General features: G+C 70.1%; 14 protein-coding genes. 7 read left to right on the forward strand and 7 right to left on the reverse strand.

Features of this window, described 5'->3' with window-relative positions:
• Position 1: 1 nt before the first annotated feature.
• Entirely contained in the window at positions 2-700 is a 699-nt protein-coding gene (locus HC028_RS23120) for a succinate dehydrogenase cytochrome b subunit (RefSeq protein WP_168079498.1), read from the reverse strand.
• Between the two features lie 71 nt (positions 701-771).
• Between HC028_RS23120 and HC028_RS23125 the strand changes: the two genes are divergently transcribed.
• The 4 genes from HC028_RS23125 (at position 772) to HC028_RS23140 (ending at position 2,720) form a co-directional block, all read left to right on the forward strand.
• Positions 772-1,704, forward strand: a complete 933-nt coding sequence (locus tag HC028_RS23125; RefSeq protein WP_203981476.1) for a LysR family transcriptional regulator — start codon at positions 772-774, stop codon at positions 1,702-1,704.
• Between the two features lie 30 nt (positions 1,705-1,734).
• Positions 1,735-2,097 carry a DUF2203 domain-containing protein gene (locus HC028_RS23130; RefSeq protein ID WP_168079500.1) on the forward strand — a complete coding sequence of 121 codons (363 nt, stop codon included), beginning with the start codon at positions 1,735-1,737 and terminating at the stop codon, positions 2,095-2,097.
• Between the two features lie 66 nt (positions 2,098-2,163).
• Positions 2,164-2,448, forward strand: a complete 285-nt coding sequence (locus tag HC028_RS23135) for a type II toxin-antitoxin system Phd/YefM family antitoxin (RefSeq protein WP_168079501.1) — start codon at positions 2,164-2,166, stop codon at positions 2,446-2,448.
• The gene (locus HC028_RS23140) at positions 2,445-2,720 is read left to right on the forward strand and encodes a type II toxin-antitoxin system RelE family toxin (protein WP_168079502.1); all 276 of its coding nucleotides are present in this window, start codon (positions 2,445-2,447) and stop codon (positions 2,718-2,720) included. Before HC028_RS23135 ends, HC028_RS23140 begins: the two co-directional genes overlap by 4 nt.
• A gap of 139 nt (positions 2,721-2,859) precedes the next feature.
• Here HC028_RS23140 and HC028_RS23145 read toward each other — a convergent pair whose 3' ends face one another.
• The 3 genes from HC028_RS23145 to HC028_RS23155 all read right to left on the reverse strand — a co-directional run bounded on the left by HC028_RS23145 (position 2,860) and on the right by HC028_RS23155 (position 3,680).
• A complete protein-coding gene (locus HC028_RS23145) occupies positions 2,860-3,057 on the reverse strand; it encodes a hypothetical protein (RefSeq protein WP_168079503.1) in 198 nt (65 codons plus the stop codon).
• Between the two features lie 108 nt (positions 3,058-3,165).
• Complete coding sequence (locus HC028_RS23150) at positions 3,166-3,393, reverse strand: hypothetical protein (RefSeq protein ID WP_168079504.1); 228 nt, start codon at positions 3,391-3,393, stop codon at positions 3,166-3,168.
• Positions 3,390-3,680 (reverse strand): hypothetical protein, encoded by a 291-nt coding sequence (locus tag HC028_RS23155; protein WP_168079505.1) that lies wholly within the window; start codon positions 3,678-3,680, stop codon positions 3,390-3,392. Before HC028_RS23155 ends, HC028_RS23150 begins: the two co-directional genes overlap by 4 nt.
• Before the next feature lie 149 nt (positions 3,681-3,829).
• Here HC028_RS23155 and HC028_RS23160 point away from each other — a divergent pair, with 149 nt between their 5' ends.
• Positions 3,830-4,054: a GntR family transcriptional regulator gene (locus HC028_RS23160; RefSeq protein WP_168079506.1), complete on the forward strand. Its 225-nt coding sequence runs from the start codon at positions 3,830-3,832 to the stop codon at positions 4,052-4,054.
• A 154-nt stretch (positions 4,055-4,208) separates the two neighbouring features.
• Here HC028_RS23160 and HC028_RS27865 read toward each other — a convergent pair whose 3' ends face one another.
• Complete coding sequence (locus tag HC028_RS27865; protein ID WP_168079507.1) at positions 4,209-4,538, reverse strand: DUF4190 domain-containing protein; 330 nt, start codon at positions 4,536-4,538, stop codon at positions 4,209-4,211.
• A gap of 225 nt (positions 4,539-4,763) precedes the next feature.
• Here HC028_RS27865 and HC028_RS23170 point away from each other — a divergent pair, with 225 nt between their 5' ends.
• Complete coding sequence (locus HC028_RS23170; RefSeq protein WP_168079508.1) at positions 4,764-5,222, forward strand: hypothetical protein; 459 nt, start codon at positions 4,764-4,766, stop codon at positions 5,220-5,222.
• A gap of 29 nt (positions 5,223-5,251) precedes the next feature.
• Complete coding sequence (locus HC028_RS23175; protein WP_168079509.1) at positions 5,252-5,908, forward strand: hypothetical protein; 657 nt, start codon at positions 5,252-5,254, stop codon at positions 5,906-5,908.
• A gap of 188 nt (positions 5,909-6,096) precedes the next feature.
• On the opposite strand, the gene HC028_RS23180 is transcribed toward HC028_RS23175, so the two are convergent.
• Positions 6,097-11,484: a diguanylate cyclase gene (locus HC028_RS23180; protein ID WP_168079510.1), complete on the reverse strand. Its 5,388-nt coding sequence runs from the start codon at positions 11,482-11,484 to the stop codon at positions 6,097-6,099.
• A 76-nt stretch (positions 11,485-11,560) separates the two neighbouring features.
• Positions 11,561-13,570, reverse strand: coding sequence for a S9 family peptidase (locus HC028_RS23185; RefSeq protein WP_168079511.1), 2,010 nt, complete (start codon positions 13,568-13,570; stop codon positions 11,561-11,563).
• Positions 13,571-13,593 lie beyond the last annotated feature (23 nt).

Below are 13,593 nucleotides of genomic sequence, written 5' to 3' on the forward strand. Positions count from 1 at the left end.
TTCAGCTCACCAATCCCGTGAGTACGGCGAAGGGCACGGCCAGGTAGCCGACGCAGAGCACCACCGCGACGCCGAGCGCGATGGCCCGGTTGCGCCGTTCGCCCCGCTTGGTCTGCTGTCCCAGGGTGCGCAGCGCGCTGTAGATGCCGTGGCGCAGGTGGAAGCCGATCGCGAGGATCGCCAGCGTGTAGAAGAGCGTGACGTACCAGCGGCCGGGCGCGAAGTCGGCGACGACGTTCGCGTACGGGTGCTGCTTGTCGGCGACCGGGTTGAGGTGCCCGGTGGTCAGGTCGAGGATGTGGTAGATCACGAACAGCAGAATGATCACGCCGCCCCAGCGCATCGTCCGGGCGGCGTAGCTGCCCTGGACCTTCCCACGGTGGGCGTACCGGACCGGACGTGCCGCCCGCGCCCGCATCGCCAGCACCGTGGCCGACCAGATGTGCGCGATGACCGCGATGACCAGCCCGCCGCGCTGGATCCAGAGGTACCAGGTATGCGGCAGCAGCGGGGTGCCGATGTCGCGCAGCCAGTGCGCGTAGTGGTCGAACGACTCCGCGCCGACGAAGATCTTCAAGTTACCCAGCATGTGCGCGACGAGGAACAACACCAGCAGAATGCCGGTCACCGCCATGAGGACCTTGAGTCCGACGGAGGTACGCAGCGGTGTCTTCACCCGTGGCGCTGTTGCGATCGCCATTTAACCGACGGTACGAATCGGACCCCGATTCGTCCAATGCATCGCAGTCCTAGTCTCGATAGCCGTAAGCTATAGAGATGCAGCTACAGCAACTCCGATACTTCGTAGCGGTCGCTGAACTGCGACATTTCACCCAAGCGGCCGACTTGGTGGGCATCAGCCAACCCTCGTTGAGTAAGCAGATTCACACCCTGGAAGTCGACCTCGGCGCGCCGCTGTTCGAGCGTAGCCGGGGCAACGTGACCCTCACCGCGGCCGGACAGGCCCTGCTGCCGCTGGCCATCCGGATCCTCGCCGACGTCGACACCGCCCACCGGGAGGTCCAGGATCTCGTGGGTCTGCGCCGCGGCCGGGTACGGCTGGGGGCCCCGCCCAGCCTGTGCGTGTCGCTCGTCCCCCGCATCCTGCGCCGCTTCCACGACGCCTACCCCGGCGTCGACCTGCACATCGAGGAGGGCGGCTCACAGGACCTGGTACGCAACCTCTGCCAGGGCGAGCTGGATTTGGCCCTGATCGTGCTGCCCGAGTACGGCACCGACCCCGGGTTGGTGACCGAGCCGCTGCTGCGCGAAAACCTCGTCGTCGCGTCCGTCGACCCGCTGCCGACCCTGGACGGCACGCTCCACATCACCGATCTGCGCGACCGGCCGCTGGTAATGTTCCGCGCCGGCTACGACGTGCGCGACGCGACGATGGAGGCGTGCCGGCAGGCCGGCTTCGTGCCGTCGTTTACCGTCGAGGGCGGTGAGATGGACGCCGTCCTCAGCCTCGTGGAGGCCGGCCTCGGCGCCGCCGTGGTGCCGGGGATCGTCGTGACGGGCCGACCGACGCTGCGCGTCACCCACCTCGCCCCGCCCGGACTGCCGCGCACGATCGCGCTGGCGCACCGCCGCGAGGCTCCCTTGTCCCACGCCGCCCAGGCGCTACGGGACTCCATGCTGGGACACCTGCAAGAGGTCAAGGAGCGCGGCCCGCTGCCGCCGGGGGTCGAACTGCTGTGCTGACTCGATCTTGTGGCGTGGCAGGCTTTGGTCATGGGACTGTTCACGGTGGCGGAGGCGCGCGCCGAACTGGCTCGACTGCGACCCGTACTCGATGAGCTCGTGGCGGTCCGCGCCGACGCGGCCGAGCTGGCCGCCGCGCTGAGCCCGGGCGGCGCACCGACCCGACTCGGCGGCCTACCCGAGTGGAAGGCCACCGAGGCCCGGCTCGACGAGTTGATGACCACGGTGCAGCAGACCGGAGCGGAGCTCAAAGGCCTCGTGCCGCTGCTGGTCGACTTCCCGGCCGACCTGGAGGGCGTACCGGTGCTGCTGTGCTGGCTGGAGGGCGAGCCGGAGCTGGCCTGGTATCACCGCGCAGACCTCGGGTTCGCAGGGAGACGCCGGCTGCCCTGACGCCGCGATCTCATACCGGGGCTCGACGCGTTGCCCACCATCCCGCAGCAGACTAGAATTCCAACTATGCGGACGTTCAATTTGACCGACGCCAAGGCCCGACTCTCGGAGCTGGTCAACGACGTAGCGGGGACCCACGACCGGGTCGAGATCACCCGCAACGGACAGCCGGCTGCGATCCTGATCTCCCCCGATGACCTATTCGCCTTGGAAGAGACGATCGCCATTCTGCGCGATCGGGAGCTGGTCGATTCGCTCGCCCAGGCCGACGCCGACATCGAGGCCGGCCGCACAATCCCGGCAGAGCAGGTTCTAGCCGAACTGAAAGCGCGGCGCGAGGCTGCGGCGTGAGCGAGCTGCCGTGGAAGGTCGAATTGACCCCCGGCGCAAGGCGTGACCTGGGACGGCTGCCCGAGAACGTCGCATGGGCCGCGATGACATTCGTGACCGAACGATTGCCTGTCAACCCGTACCGCATCGGCAAACCGCTCAACGATCCGTACGCGCACCTGCGCTCAGCCCGCATGGGCCACTACCGGGTGCTGTACCGCATCGACGAGGATCGGGGCGCCGTCTACGTCGTCGCCATACGCCCGCGCAGCGACGTGTACGGCATTCACTGACAACTCCGGTGCCTGGGTGCGGGGGTGGGCACCCTCGGGTTTCACATGATCCGGCTTCCAATGCCCGCCAGACAGGCTCGGGACGGCGTCAAGTGGCCTGAAGTTGCCGCCCGTTACCTGCCGTAATGGCACGCCGGAGTCAGGCTGCGGGTCGCTCCTGCTCCCATGGGTACGGCATCGCGCGTAGCCGCTCGACGTGGGCTTGGTGGCGGCGCTGCCGTTCGATGTCACCGGCCACACCAGCTTCGTCGGCCCACGCCTGCACCTCGGCAATGCGAGCCTCGTGCTCGGCCCTCAACGCGTCTCGGAGTGCCTGGATGTGCGGGTCAACGCTCATGGTGAGCCTCCTAGCCGTTCATTGATCAGTTGACAGACGTTTTCGTACGCGGGCGCGGTCAAGCAGAGGGGCGTGAATGCCGGCCTGGTATCCACGCCCCATGGGGCATCACGCCACGAGTGATAGCCACCCCACGAACTGCTCGTGCAGGTCACCGGCCCGAACGTCGCGAAGATCTGCGGCTGCTTCGATCATTGCCGACCCCATGACAAGGGCCAGGCTGACCGGAGCGTCGGCGTACTCCCCCAGCAGTTGCCGGCGACGGCTCGGGCACGGCCAGGGGTACCCGCACCCGACGCACGACCAGTTCGGCCGCAGCGGCTGATGCGCGGTCACCGCTCGAACCGCCCTCGGTTGGCCTGCCGTGCCTGGCTGGCTTCCAGGGCACCGACCACCCCGGCCTTTCGCGCTCGCTCCAGCCAGCTCACGAACACGCGCAGGGCAGAGTTGTCGAACCGCTTGACCGCCCAGTCGATCATTCGCTGGTCGTAGGTGCCCAACTCCACACCCCGCAGCGCATCGCGCAGCGCCTCTTCGCGCTGCTCAGGCTCTGTGTATGAACCGATCGGTTCAGTCTCCAATGGAGCGACGGGCGCATAATGGCGGGCCTTCATACTGGACACGGGTCGGGGCTCCTTCCCGATCAAGGCCCCTGGTTGGCGTTGCACCGCTGATCAGGGGTCGCCAATGCCTGTCACTCAACCTAGTGAACTAGGTGACTCAGGGCAACTACGTGCGAGACGCCCAGCCACCGAGATGATCGAATGCTGGAGTGCCGCCTGTACCGCTGAACTACCGCCAAGTCGCCGACGACCTCGCCACGCGCATCAAGCGCGGCGAGTACAAGGTGGGCGAGGCCATCCCGAGTTACCGGGAACTGGCCGAGCTGTACTCGGTGAGCGTGTCCACCGCCTCTCGCGCGGTGGCGCTACTGCGGGATCGCGGCGTAGTGATCGGTGCGCCAGGTCGCGGCGTCTTCGTGGCTGAGCGGCGGTAGGACCGCCGCTGCCAGGGCCTGACGAGGTATGCCACCAGCCCCTGGGCATACGGAGACGACATAAATTGCGGAGTGCTCGATGGGCCGCGAGGCGGTCCGGTAGCGCCCACATCGACGGCCGCCCCTCACCCGGCCTTCAGGCTGGTTGTGGTGTCTACGGCTTGACGCCGGCCGCCTGCGCGATGAAGAAGACGATCCACAGGGCGACGATGGGGTATCCGAGCCACAGTCCGGTCTTGGCGAAGTGGTCGCCAGCCTTGCCGCTGCGCCTGATTTCGTACCGGGCGGCGTGCCCGAAGACCACCGCCAAGAGACTGGGGACGCCGAACGTGCAGATGAACCCCATCAGGCCGATGATGCCGAGCGTCAGCGCGGTCATGGCCAGGCCGGACTTTGGCGGCTGCGTCGGCACCACGTACACGAACTGGGGCTGTGACGGGACCTGCGGCTGTGGCGGCAGCCCGGGATATTGGTGCTCGGTCACCGGTACAGTCTGACGGCCAGTGTTCACAAGGTCAGCCGGACGTTCGGCTAAGGCTTACGGCGGACGCAAGCAACGGCCACCACGAGCGCCGCCCGAGGACGGCACCGAGGCGCTGCTAGGGCGCTCTGTCCCGTATGCCCAGTCCAGTCTCTACAGTGGGCAGACCGGCGCACGGTTGGTCGCGGCGCATTGAAGGTGGCCAAACTTTCGTACCCTTCGTCTACGGTGGCCGACATGGTGAACTCGACATGGGAGGACCGCGACCTCCCCGTACTACGCGCCATCGTGGAGAAGTGGGACGAGGGCGTGAACACCGTTACGCCAGCCGGCATTGCCGCGCGTACGGGCCTTCCGGAAGACGTGGTGCAGCGGGCACTACTCGCGTTGGATCGAGAAGACCCGCCCTTCTTCACTCCCGTCGACGGCAGCACGCTCGTCGGCAAGCACATCTCTGGGGTGAAGGAGCCGACGGGGCACGCACGCCGCACTGTGGGCACTTGGCCGACGCCCGAGGCCCTGGCTGACCGTCTGGTGCAGGCACTAGCGCAGGCCGCCGACAACGAGCCCGACGAGGAGAAACGCGGCTGGCTGAAGAAGACTGCCGCGTGGTTCGGATCGGCGGGCCGGGACGTGGCGGTAGACATCGCCTCGTCCGTCGTCACCAAGAGTGCAGGGCTCGGCTGAGGATGAGGAGAAGCGGGCGCTATCGGCAGATGGCGCGCGACATGGCCGCGTTCAGGGATGCGTACCAGGAGGTCGTCGACCTCACCGTACCGAAGCTGGACTTCATGATGCGGGTGCGCGATCCCAAACCAGGTAAAGAGTGGGACCTTGCGGAGGCGAAGCTGAAGGCGGCGCGGCTGGCGGGGCGGGCGAGGCAAGCGCAGAGATCGTCCGACGCGTCCGTGCCGTTCTCCGTGAACGGCGGTCAGATTCGACTGGACCCGGTGCTCGGATGGGAGTATTCACTCCGGGATGGCGAGGCGATGCCGCCCGATGCACTGCTCGCCACGCTCAGCCTGATGGCGGGTGCGATTGAGTCCAAGGCCGAGGAGGCCGAGCACAACGAGCGCAGCCTCGCCGGACGAGTGGCCGCATTCGTCGGGTTCCCATTGCAGGTGCGGGCACTGGCTACTGCGGAGCACCCCAGCCTTGCCAAGGCCGCCCTCGCCACCGGCATCGCGGCTCAGGTATTCGCGGGGGTAATGGCCACGCTCATCGCGGCTCTCATCACGACCGCCGTAGCGGCATTGTGGAAGTACGCCAACCATGACCCGCAGGCAAGCAAGCCTCTCCCGGCCGTCACCACGCCTGTACCTGTGCCAAGCACGACGCCCGTGTCAGCCACCCCGAACCCTTCGCGCACCTAGTCTGCGCGGCTCATCGAGGCCGGGCAGCAGCACTCCACCCGGCCTCGATACGTCCGTTTCGGGTTCGGCCGTCCCCAGACCTGTCCCAGCGCAGCGCGATCTCGATCTCGCCGCATACCTGCTAGGTCGAGACCGCTGAAGGAGACGTTCGACATCACGGCAATCCCGCTACCGGGCAACGAAAGCCGTCAGTCGCGGACGACCACCCGGTTACGCCCACTCTCCTTCGCCCGGTACAGGCACTCGTCCGCGTGGCCGAGCAGCGTGTCCAGCCCACTGTCCTCCGGCCGCAGGTACGCGACGCCGACGCTGATCGTCACGTCGACCGGGCCGTCCCTGGTCTCGATCGGGGCGGCGGCCACCGAAGCACGCAGCCGCTCCGCCGTCTCCGCAGCCCGGTCCCCGGCATCGGACAGCAGGAGCACGAACTCCTCGCCGCCGTAGCGGGCGAGCAGGTCCGTCTCGCGGCTCTGGCTGCGCAGACGGGCGACCACGCCTCGGATCACGTCGTCGCCAACCTGGTGCCCGTACGTGTCGTTGATCCGTTTGAAGTGGTCGATGTCCAGCATGACCGCGGCCACCGGCGCGTGAACGCGGCGCGCCAGCGTCACCGCCACCGCGCGCCCGGCGAGGTCGAAGAAGTGCCGGCGGTTGGCGATACCGGTGAGGCTGTCGACCGTGGCCAGCTCATGTACCTGAGTGAACAGTCGGGCGTTCTCGTACGCGACCATGCCCTGGCTGACCAGCGCGGTGGCGATGCCGATGTCCGCGTCGCCGTAGGCGTCCGTACGGTCAGCGGCCAGGACCAGTACGCCGAGCCGCTGCTCGCGCGCGATCAGCGGGACGACCAGCCAGCACCCCGGCCGGTCCGAGCCCACCGAGCCCACCGAGCCCACCAAGACCTCGGCAAGCGCACGCGGCCAGGCCCCGTCCACACCGTCAACGCCGTACACGCTCGGCTCCTTGATACCCAGCAGCCCGGCCAGGTCCGGCTGGGCGGCCACCACGGCCGGGGAGTCATCCGCAGAACCGCCGAGCACAGAACCGCCGAGCACAGAACCGTCGAGCACAGAACCGTCGAGCACGGTCACCGCGGGTGACTCAGCGTCACCCAGCAGCAGCCACGCGCGCTCGCCGTCGCGGGCCCGCATCACCGTCGTCAGCAATCGGCGCAGCACGATGTTGGGGTCGAGGGTGGCGCTGAGCCAGGTCATCGCGTCGCGCAACGTCTCGGCCAGGTCCCGCTGCCGGTTGGCGGCCTCGACCGCCACCTCGAGCTGGGCGGCTCGGGCGGTTTCCATGGCGACCGCGACGTGGTGCGTGACGGCGGTCAGGATGTCCACGTCGTCAGGCGTGAACACACCCTTGGCCACCCGGCTGTCCAGGTACACGACCCCGAGCAGCCGGCCGTCCAACAGCAGCGGGGCGATGAGGATGCTGCGCAGCCCGTACGCGAGCATGCTCTGCGATCCGAGCGCCTCACCCTCCTCGGTACCGGTCACCACCAGCGCCTCGCGCTCGTGGTGGACCTTCTCGATGAGGCTCGCGCTGTAGCCGGTTAGCTCGTCCAGGTCGTTACCGGAAGCGTCGCGGCCGACGTGGGGCACCAGCCGGCTGGACTCCCCGTCGAGCAGCAGCAGGAACGCGCGCTCGGCGCCGAGGATGCGGATCGTCTCGTCGAGCGCGATCCGGGCCAGTTTGGCCGGGTCGAGCACCCGGGAGGCGGCCAGACTGACCTGCTCCAGGGCTGCCCACCGCTGGGAGTGCCGGCTTCCCATGACGCTCGTGGAGCGGTGGTGCACGACGCTGCCCGCGTTGGCGAGCCCGAACTCGGCGCTGACCCAGCGAGCGCGATGCGGCCAGCCCTGCTCCTTGGCCACCGAAAGCGCGTAGCCGGCCTGCCGGAGCGTCTCTCCGGCGGCGCCGAGGGCCCGCAGACATCGGGCGCGCACCAGCGCGGCCTCGAACGCCACGAGCGGGGCCTCGATCGCGCGCAGGACCGGTTCGGCCGCCGCCAGCTTCGCGAGCGCCTTGGCGTGCTCGCCGGCCAGTTCGTACAGCGCGGCCTCAGTGACCCGGTAGTGCGCGGCGACGATCGGACGATGCGTCACCTTACGCAGTACCGCCACGGCCTTCCGCGCCTCCGCGAGGCGAGCCGTACGCTCGGCCCCGTCGGTGTTCCGGCAGCGCTCGAGGTGACCGTAGGCCTGGTAGACGTAGATCGTATGCTGCGCCGGCAGCAGGTCGAGCGGCTTCAGCCCGAGCGCGGCGAACTTCGCCACCGCGTCGTCGAACATGTCACCGAAGTCGTTCTGCTCCAGGGCCGCCTGGAACGTGGCGATGAGGACGTCGACCTGCTGGTGCAGCGGGGCGTCGTCGTCGATGAGCTTGGCCAGGTGGGCCGCGGCCTCCCCGGCACGGCCGCGCAGGGCGAGCAGGCACGCGTCGGTCGCCACCACTCCACTGCGCTCGGCCTGCCCGCCGGCCACGGCCCGAGCCCGGCGCCGGTTGAAGCCGGCCTCCATCTCAGCCATGTCGCCGCGCAGCAGCCAGTCCCAGTCCAGGACGGCGTACGCGTCGAGGAAGAGCCCGAAGTCCAACCAGCGGCTGTGCTCCTCCAGCATCCGGTGGGTTCTTTCACCGGAGTCCTTGCCGCTGCCGTGCAGGCTGACCGCGTCCATGAACGCGACAAACGCCGACAGCCCCGGATCCCCCAGTTCGCGGGCGGTCCTGGCGGCGGCCCCGGCCAGCTTGTCGGCGATCCGGTGCAGCCCCACCGCCCGGACGAGGAACGGCAACCTGGACATGATCACGGCGTACTGCGGCGACGGCCCCACCCGGTTGACCAGGTACAGCCCGCGCACGATGAGCGGCAGCGACCTGGTCGGCTGGAGTTCACGCACGTGCGCCACCGCGGCGATCTCGTACAGCGAAGCCGCCAGCGTGTACCGCTCCCGCTTGCGCGGGCCCGCGGTACCGCGGCCGATACCGGTCAGCCCGATGAGGCAGCCAAGCACAAAAAGCCATAGCGTCGACGCGACGAGCCGCCCAGGGTTCCTCGGCAACGCGTACCCGAGCTCGGCGAGGCCCTGCTCGGCCGTTGCCGCCTGGGCCTCGCTGTGCCACGCGCTCTCGTGCACCTGCGTCATCCGGTGCAGGATCCTGGCCCGCTCCATCGGCTCCCGGGTGGAGTCCAGGGCCCGCTGCAGGGTGTTCACCGCATCGTCCAGGCGCGCGGCCTGGTGGTAGGCGGTACCGAGCAGTTGGCCGAACACCGTGTCGAGGGCGATCCCCGCTCGCACGGCGGCCTCCACCGCGTGCTCGAGGAAGAACAGCGCCGACTCGGGGGCGTGGTCGGCCATGGCCAGGCGACCGGCGGCGTAGCAGGCGTGGAACGTGCCGGCCGGGGCGTGGTCCGGCTCGCCCAGCGCCCGGTGGTGGGCCAGCGCGTACGCGGTCTCCGGGTCCGGGTCGACCCGCCGGGCCAGGATGTCCGCGATGCGGTCGTGCAGCCGCCGCCGGCTCGGCTCGTCGAACTGACCGAGCAGGGCCTCCCGGATCCGGTCGTGCAGGAACGCGTAGCGGCCGTCGGCGCGCGGCTCCACCAGGCGGTGCCAGGCGGCGTCGGCGACCATGTCGAGGACCCGCTGCCGGTCGGCTTCACACACATCGGCGACCAGGTCGGGATCGAACGTCGACCCGACGCCCGCGGCCACCCCGAGTAGCCGCCGGCTGGAGACGTCGAGGGCGTCCACCCGCTTGAGTACGAGTTCGGCGGCGGTCTCGGGCAGTTCCAGGTCGTCGAGGCCGGCGAGGTCGATGCGCCAGGTTCCCCAGCACGGCTGGGCCAGACCCGAATCGATGATCGCCTTGACGTACTCCATGAGCGTGAACGGATTGCCGGCGCTGCGCGCGGCAAGTCTCGTGGCCGCTTCGTCGGAGATGGTCAGGCCGCCGCTCAGCGCGCCGACCAGCGCGCCGACCGCTGGCGCGGCCAGTGGCTTCAGAACGATCCTGGTGTCGAGGTGGTCACCGAGCCGCGACCGGAACGTCTCCACCGCCGGCACGCTCGCCGCGTCGTCGCGGGCGGTGCCTACCACGAGCATCGGTACGCCGCCGAGTTCGGGCGCCATCTGCTCAAGGACGCGGATCGTGGCCTCGTCGCACCACTGCACGTCGTCGAGGCGCAGCACCGCACCGCCGACCAGCCGGGCCAGCTCGGTCAGGAACGCCGCCACCGCGGCCGCGTACCGCTCCTGCCCGACCTCACCGGTCGGATCGGGTGCCGTGAGCACCTCGGCGAGAGCCGGCGAGAGGTTCTTGACCAGCGAGCCGCTCGGTCCGGCGGCCGCCTTCAGCCGCTCCACGACTGAGTGAGCCTCGTGCTCAGGCAGCCGCGACAGCGACCGGACGTACGTGTCGACGGCCGCGCGCAGCGGCGCGAACGGCTGCGGGTCGTCGGCGGAGGCCTTGCCGTGCAGCACCAGGTGGCCGGAGCGGCTGGCGGCGCCGGCCAGCTCCCGTACGAGCCGGCTCTTGCCGCCACCCGGTGCGCCGTGTACGAGGACAACCCCGCCCCGGTTCCCGAGCGCCCGCTCCCACCTGGAGGTCAGCGTGGCCAACTCGTCGTCCATGCCCACCATCGGGGCGTCCTGGGCCGACCAGGCTTCGTCGGCGGTACCGAGCGGGAAGTCGGCGTCCGGATCGGCCGCCACCCGGCGGAGGTCGGCGAGCAGGCCGGTGCCGCTCTGGTACCGGTCGTCCGGGTCCTTCGCGAGGAGCCTGACGATGATCGCCGCGAGCGCGGGCGGGAGTTCCGGCGCGAGTTCACGCGGATCGGGTACCTGCGCGACGGCGTGCAGGCGAAGCAGTTCCCCGACGTCGGCGGCGGAGAACGGCGGCTCGCCGGTCGCGCACTCGAACAGCACCGCGCCGAGGGAGTACAGGTCCGACCGGCCGTCCACCGGGCGGTTGAGCATGCCCGCCTGCTCCGGGGAGCTGTAGGCGAGGGTCCCGGCGATCTCCTCGGACCGCGAGCCGTCCGAGCGGGCCGGTTCCATGCGCGCGGCCAGGCCGAAGTCGATAAGCCGGGCGCTGCCGTCCGGGGTGAGGATGATGTTGTCCGGTTTGACGTCACGGTGCACGAGACCGGCACGGTGCGCCGCGCCCAGCGCCGCCGCCAGGTCGATGCCCAGGGCCGTCACCCGGTCCGCGGGCAGCGGCTCCTTACTCAGCAGGCCGCTGAGCCGCTGGCCCTCGATCAGGTCCATCAGCAGATACGGCCGGCCGTCGAAGACCCCGACCTCGTGGACCCGCGCGAGCCCCGGATCATTGATCGAGGCGAGTAGCGCTGCCTCCCGCCGGAACGCTAGCGCGGACGCCTCGTCGTCCACGCCCGCCGGCTGGAGCACCTTCATCGCGTACTGAGAGCCGCCGCGGCGGACCCGGTACACGATCGCCTGGGCGCCCCGGCCCATCTCGCCAAGCACCTCGAGTTGACGCAGCACCTCGGTCCCGGCGACGTCGCCGGGCTGTGCGTTGGCCGGATCGACCGGCGCGGGGAGCGCGGTGGTCACACGCCCTTATTCGGCGGCGAACGGCGCAGGCTGAGCCGAAGTTTCTAGATCATTTCAAGAAGTGCACTTTTGCGACCTATGACACTTTTCCCCCCGGGTTCTCGCGGGCCGACTCTCCGCCAGCGAGCTTCAGCGTGGGGACGCCGGGCGGGTTGAAGCCGAGCACCTGGCCGTAGAACGACAGCTCCGCCTCGTGCGCCGCCACGATCGTCGACTCCATGCGGAACCCGTGCTGCTCGCCCTCGAACTCCAGGTACGCGTGCGGGATGCCCTTCGCGGCCAGCGCGTCGCGGAACATCAACGACTGCGACGGCGGCACCACCCGGTCGTCAGAGCCCTGCAACAGCAGTACGGGGCAGGACAGCCGGTTCACGTGCGACAGCGGCGCGCGCTGCACGTACCGGTCCCGGCTCTCGGGCAGCGGCCCGACCAGCCCGTCGATGTAACGCGACTCGAAGTCGTGGGTGTCCTGCACGAATCGAAGCAGCTCGGCAACGCCAAAGTACGAGGTGCCGGCGGCGAAGACGGCCGTACTGGTCAGCGCGGCGAGGGTGGTCCAGCCACCGGCCGAACCGCCGCGGATGGCCAACCGCGCGCCGTCCGCCTCCCCCCGGTCCACCAGGGCCTGCGCGGCAGCCACACAGTCCTCGACGTCGACCACGCCCCACTGGCCGCGGAGCAGTTCGCGGTACGCGCGCCCGTAGCCCGCCGAGCCGCCGTAGTCCACGTCGACAACGCCGATCCCGCGGCTGGTGAAGTACGCGATGTCCAGTTTGAGCACCGGGAGCGACTGCCCGGTCGGCCCGCCGTGCACGAAGACGACGTACGGCGGCTTCTCCCCCTCCGGCGCCCACGCCTCCGGGTTGCGGGGCGGGTAGATGTGGGCGTGCACCACCCGGCCGTGCGGGCCGGGCAGCGCCTCGGACCTCGGCTGCGGCAGGTAGGCCGGGTCGGGGATCCGGTCCAGGGCGGGCCGCAGGCGCTCCACCGCGCCGGAGTCGGGATCCACGCGTACGACGGTCGGGGGCTCCTGCCCGCTGGCGGCCACGCCGACCAGACCGGCCGCGCTGACCGCGAGGGTGGACGACCAGACGGTGAACGGCGTCTCGAGGTCGGCGAGCGCCCCGCCCTCCGGGTCGAGGATGCCGAGCCTGTACGTGCCGGCGCCGTGCAGCACGGCCAGCCGACCGTCGCCGAGCATCGCGTACGACACCCGACCGAGCATCCACAGCGGGAAGGCGAACTCCTCCTCCCGCGGGCAGAGCGCCTGGGCTTGCCCGCCATCCTCCCGGGTGTCACCGACCGGCACCCGGTACAGGTTCCACCAGCCGCTGCGGTCGGAGATGGCGTACAGCGTCGCGTCGTCGACCCACTCCGGCTGCAGTACCGACTCCTCGGGGCCGCCGAGCAGGGGCCGTACCGACGTGGCGACGCCCCTGTCGAGGTCGGCAACCCTCAATTCCGTGCCGTCCCACGGCATGCGCGGATGGTCCCAAGCGATCCAGGCGATACGTCGGCCGTCCGGGGAGACGCGGGGGTAGGCGAGGAAGTCGCTGCCGCCGGCAACCTCGCGTACCCGGGTGGGGTCGGCGGCGGCGCTGCCGTCGAGCGGCACCGCGACGATGTGGCGGGTCACCCGGCCGTCGTGGTGCGCCTCCCGTACGCACAGGGCCTCACCACGGTCGAGGTCCAGCACCAGGTCGGCGTAGCGCAGGGTCCCCGGCTCCCCCGGCTCCGGCGTCAGCGGCCGGGGCGCGTGCGCGCCGTCTTCCAACAGGTACAGCCGCTGGTCGTCCCACTGTGTGAAGAGCAGGGCGGGACCGTCCGCAGTGGGTACCGGCAGCCAGGCCCGACCGCCGTACTCGTGCACCCGGGTGCGGGCGTTCCACGGCCTGGGGAGGGCGTCGACGACTGTGCCGTCGGCGCTGCGGCGCGCGACCGCGGTACGGCCGCCCTCCGCCGGTCGGGTCTCCTCCCACCAGATCTCGTCGCCGACCGCCGCGACGAAGCCGAGCGTGACGCCGGAGCGGGCCAGGTCGGCGGCGCTGATCGGCGAGGGCCACCCGCCGTAGGGCAGGTCCCGCATGTGTCCTCCTCATGATCCCGCTC

Source organism: Planosporangium flavigriseum (assembly GCF_011947225.1).
Lineage (GTDB): Bacteria > Actinomycetota > Actinomycetes > Mycobacteriales > Micromonosporaceae > Planosporangium > Planosporangium flavigriseum.